Raw genomic sequence first — 4,023 nt, 5'->3', positions numbered from 1 at the left:
CGACCGGGGCTACCGGCGCTACGGGTTCAACTGGGTCTACCGGCGCTCAGGGCTTCCAAGGTGCAGACGGTGTAGACGGAGCCATCGGAGCTACGGGCGCTCAGGGTTCCACCGGGGCTACCGGGGCTACCGGCGCTCAGGGATTCCAGGGGGCTACCGGCGCCCAGGGCCCCGCAACTCTGAACACCTACACCATCAGAGGAACCCAAGCCAACCCGCTGTTGGTGGGCGTGAACGTGACGTCGACTGCTTCGTGTCTTGCCGGCGATGTCGCGACTGGAGGCGGCTACGACACCTTCGGTCTCCTCAGCACGCTCAATGTCATCGAGAACAAGCCGATTCCCACAGGCGCAGGCCCTCAGTCCGGCCCAGCCACAGGCTGGCAGACCCAGGCTTCCGTCGCCCTGCTCGGCGGCGGGTTCCAGGCGTATGTGATTTGTCAGGACCAATAGCACTGAGAGGCGTGCCCAGGGGATTTCGACACTGGAGACACTTGGATCTTGATGGTGCAGGAGAACGGAGTTCGTGGGGGTGAAGCAACACTGGGTTTTTCAGCGGGGAGTTTTCAGGGTGAGGACGCTGTGATCGAGGTAGGAGTGTTGAATCTGATGCGGGCTTGTTGGAGGAGACTCCAGGTCTTGATCTGAGCACTGGCTCACTTCACACGCCATCGGAGACATGAATGGCCCCGGACCTCTGTCTGGTCGTAAGGTGCTCGCAAGTCGTCGCCGGTGCGGAACAGCCACGGCCAGACTACGAGGGCTTCCTGTTGTTACAGGTCACCACCTGCTTTCCTTGTCGGTGAATTAACAGACTTACCTCTGTGCGCGAATGGCCAGAAAAGAGAGTAGGGCAGCTCGTTCGCGGGGTGTGGGCTACCGGGACCTGAGGTTTCCAGGCGGAGTTGGGTGGGCCGATAGTCAGGTCGGTGGTGTGAGGCGGCCGTCGATCAGGTGGGGCCGGAGTTAGATCCTGCGTAAGTCACGGCCGAGGTTGCGGCCGAGGTCGTTGGGTGTGCCGAAAGCGGTGTTAGCTATCGCTGTACGCACGAGTGACCAGACGGCCTCGACGGGGGGCAGGTCGAGTGCATACGGAGGGAGCCGGACCGTAGGGAGCCAGTGCTAGGACTCATACGTCTTCAGCTCGGCGGCTCAGTGCTCACGCCCCCGGGGGGCGGGCACCGTCCGCCGACAGCTCGAGGGCAGCGTCGTCCACTTCATAGGCGCCGTGGGCCGAGTGGTTCTCTGACCCACCCCATACCCGGCCGACGTCTCCGCGCCAGACCCCGAGCAGGGAAATTTATCTATCACAGGAGGGGGGAGGTCGCAGGTCCGCCGGTTTATGCCGCCCGAGGGTGTCAGATGCACTGACGTTCTCGCGCATCGCACTTCGGCCGAAGATGCCTAGTTGGTTCCGCTCTTCCGGATGGCCTGCTCGAGCTTCCCTCGGTGTACAGGAAAACTGGAGGATTCTGCCGATGGCCCTGGGGTATTCACCCTTCGGCTTGACGGTAAATGATGGTGGTGCTGCCCACGACGATCTGCGAGCCGTTGCGGAGCGTGGTGCGGGTGGTGTGCCGTCCGTCCACCACGATGCCGTTGGTGGAGCCGATGTCGCGGATCGTCGAGGGTCTTCCGGTCCGGATCTCACAGTGCCGACGCGATACGCCGGGGTCGTGGATGCGTACATCGGCTTCGGTGCCGCGGCCGAGTACGAGCGTGGGGCGCGAGATCTGGTGGCGGGTGCCGTTGATCTCGATCCAGTGGCGGACCGCCGCATCCACGGGCACCGAGGCCCTGTCGCCGGGCTGGCGCTCTGAAACGCCAAGTACGGGCTGGGCCCGCGCTGGCGGGTGGCTGTAGGCAGTCTGCGGCGGGTGGTGCAGCTGCTGGGGCTGGGAGGCCGGGGGCACAAGGGTGCAGCTGCGGACGCGATACCGGCCACTGTTGAGCTCCTCGGCCTTCTCAAGGTGGATCTTGACGGGGCCCATGAAGCTAAAGCGCTTTTGCTTGGCGTAGTCGCGGACGAGGCCCGCGAGCTCGTCACTGAGCGGCCCGAAGTACGGTCTCAGGCACTCGTAGTCGCTCGCGGAAAGCGTGATGACGAAGTCGTTGGGGACGACCGTCCGCTCGCGGTTCCAGATCGTCGCGTTGTTGTCGCACTCCCGCTGAAGGGCCCCGGCGATCTCCACCGAGTGGACCTCGGACTTAAACAGCTTGGCGAAAGCGGCGTTCACCAGATCTTCCAGCCGCTGCTCTAATCGCTTCAGAACTTCCATCGGGGTGCCTCCTCCGGTCCACTAAGCCTGTTCTAACGGGTCAACCGCTTACTGATCGTATCCCCTTATGGCGGAGTCTCCCGGGATGTCTGTTCCTGAGCAATCTGCGGCGGACACTCGTCCGTTTCACGGGAGAGGCAGAGGATGTCGGCCGGAGCACGGCTGTCGCCGGCGGGCCTTTACACCGCTTGGCGCGCTGGAGGGTACACCGGGCGCCTTCCCGGGCGGGGCTGCGCCGGGTGCCACACGGGATATTCGGAATTTTCTTCTGATGGTGCAGGTGAGAGTGCCCCGCATTTTTTGGCGCTCTAACTTGGCCTCAATTAGCCAGTGGGGTTACTTCCCTGCTGGGGAGGGTCTGTCGATGTTCAAGGTTGCGGTGATGCAATGCCTTAGAAAGGTGCTCTGTGAATCTCGAGTGAGCCGACCCGTGGTTGTTCCAACTTAGTTGAGGAATAGATGATTCAGTATGTGGCTGTGGCTTCGCGTGGGCGGAGGGGCCCCAGTTCTCCCCCTGTCCAATAAGTGGGCCGTATTGCAGGGGTATACGGCGACCTTTGCTCGCTGGCAGTGTCCGGCCCGTCATTGCCGACGAGCCGTGGAGGATCGGTGCCGTTTTCATCCTCGCCTGATACCTGTGCAGGCAGCTGTGGTACAGGGCCTCGACGGACGGGTGGCGGGGAGCGCGGCGCAAAAATTTGCATTCGGTGCGGGCCGAGGAGTATTCGCCCACGGGGTGGCGGTCCAGCGCGAGCTCACAGGCCACCGACAGGGGACGAAGGCGTTGATCAATGTGTGCGCGGCTTTGAAGTGCATCTCGGCCAGCTGGAACGTCCCTCATCTCGAGATACGGGGTCGTCGGGTTCGCTGAGCGGCCGGTGCCGGATGAGCTGTGGGACATGTTCCAGCGGTTGGTGCCTGATGCGCCGTCGCGGCCTCAGGGCGGTGGCCGGCGTCGGCACGGCGACAGGGAAGTGCTGGCGGCGGTCGTGTCCGTCGCCACCTCGGGCTGCACCTGGCAGCAGCTGCCCGCGGCGTGGTTCGGGGCTTCCGGTGCGACGGCCCATCGGCAGTTTTCGGAGTGGTCGACGGCGCCAGTGCTGGCCGGGTTCCACCGCCTGCTCCTGAACGAGCCCCCGCGGTGAGCTGGACTGGGTCCGCTGTGCGATCGAATCGGTGAATATGGAGGCCCTGAAGCGCCGGGCCACCTGACGCGTCCGAATCCTGTCGGCCGGGGGAAGTCTTGATCGGAGATCCACTTGTCCACGGAGCGGACCGCTCTGTCCCCGACTGTCGGTGGCTCAGGCGCGGACATGTACGACAGCTTCGGTCTCGAACCACCCGTCCGGGGTACTCCGCCGACACAGTCCAGGCCAGGACCCGCCGACGGCCGCCCGGCAGACTCCACGCACAAGGGCTGCGACTACGCCCAGCTTGCTTTCGCCAGCATGACGTGCACCCCCATCTGCTACCGACTGACCAACTGAGATGACTTCTTCGACGCTGCGGGGGGCATCGGACCCTTTTGCCCGTGCGACGTGAGGTTTCCCCGCTGGCTGGGTCTAAAGGGAAAAGATGTCAAGGGTGTCCGGTTTTGCGGCCGGCCCTCAGGCGACCGGAGGCCGTCGTTGGTGGAGTGCGTCACTGGATACTTAGTACTCCAGCAGCGGATCGTGTCCTGAGCTGGTGGTTGTCGTTGTCAGGGCATGGTGGGGATGGTTGAGGCCCAGGGGTGGGCTGCGGAG

The 4,023-nt window shown here is 64.0% G+C and carries 2 protein-coding genes; one reads left to right on the top strand and one right to left on the bottom strand.

Annotation, left to right across the window (positions count from 1 at the left end; all coding sequences use genetic code 11):
- Positions 1-1,492: 1,492 nt before the first annotated feature.
- Positions 1,493-2,278 (bottom strand): FhaA domain-containing protein, encoded by a 786-nt coding sequence (locus ACFYP3_RS36080; protein ID WP_388842186.1) that lies wholly within the window; start codon positions 2,276-2,278, stop codon positions 1,493-1,495.
- Between the two features lie 878 nt (positions 2,279-3,156).
- Here ACFYP3_RS36080 and ACFYP3_RS36075 point away from each other — a divergent pair.
- Complete coding sequence (locus tag ACFYP3_RS36075; protein WP_388842184.1) at positions 3,157-3,423, top strand: transposase; 267 nt, start codon at positions 3,157-3,159, stop codon at positions 3,421-3,423.
- Positions 3,424-4,023 lie beyond the last annotated feature (600 nt).

The sequence above is a fragment of the Streptomyces sp. NPDC005533 genome (genome assembly GCF_042871845.1).
GTDB lineage: Bacteria > Actinomycetota > Actinomycetes > Streptomycetales > Streptomycetaceae > Streptomyces.
This window is presented reverse-complemented; position numbering and strand designations above follow the sequence as displayed.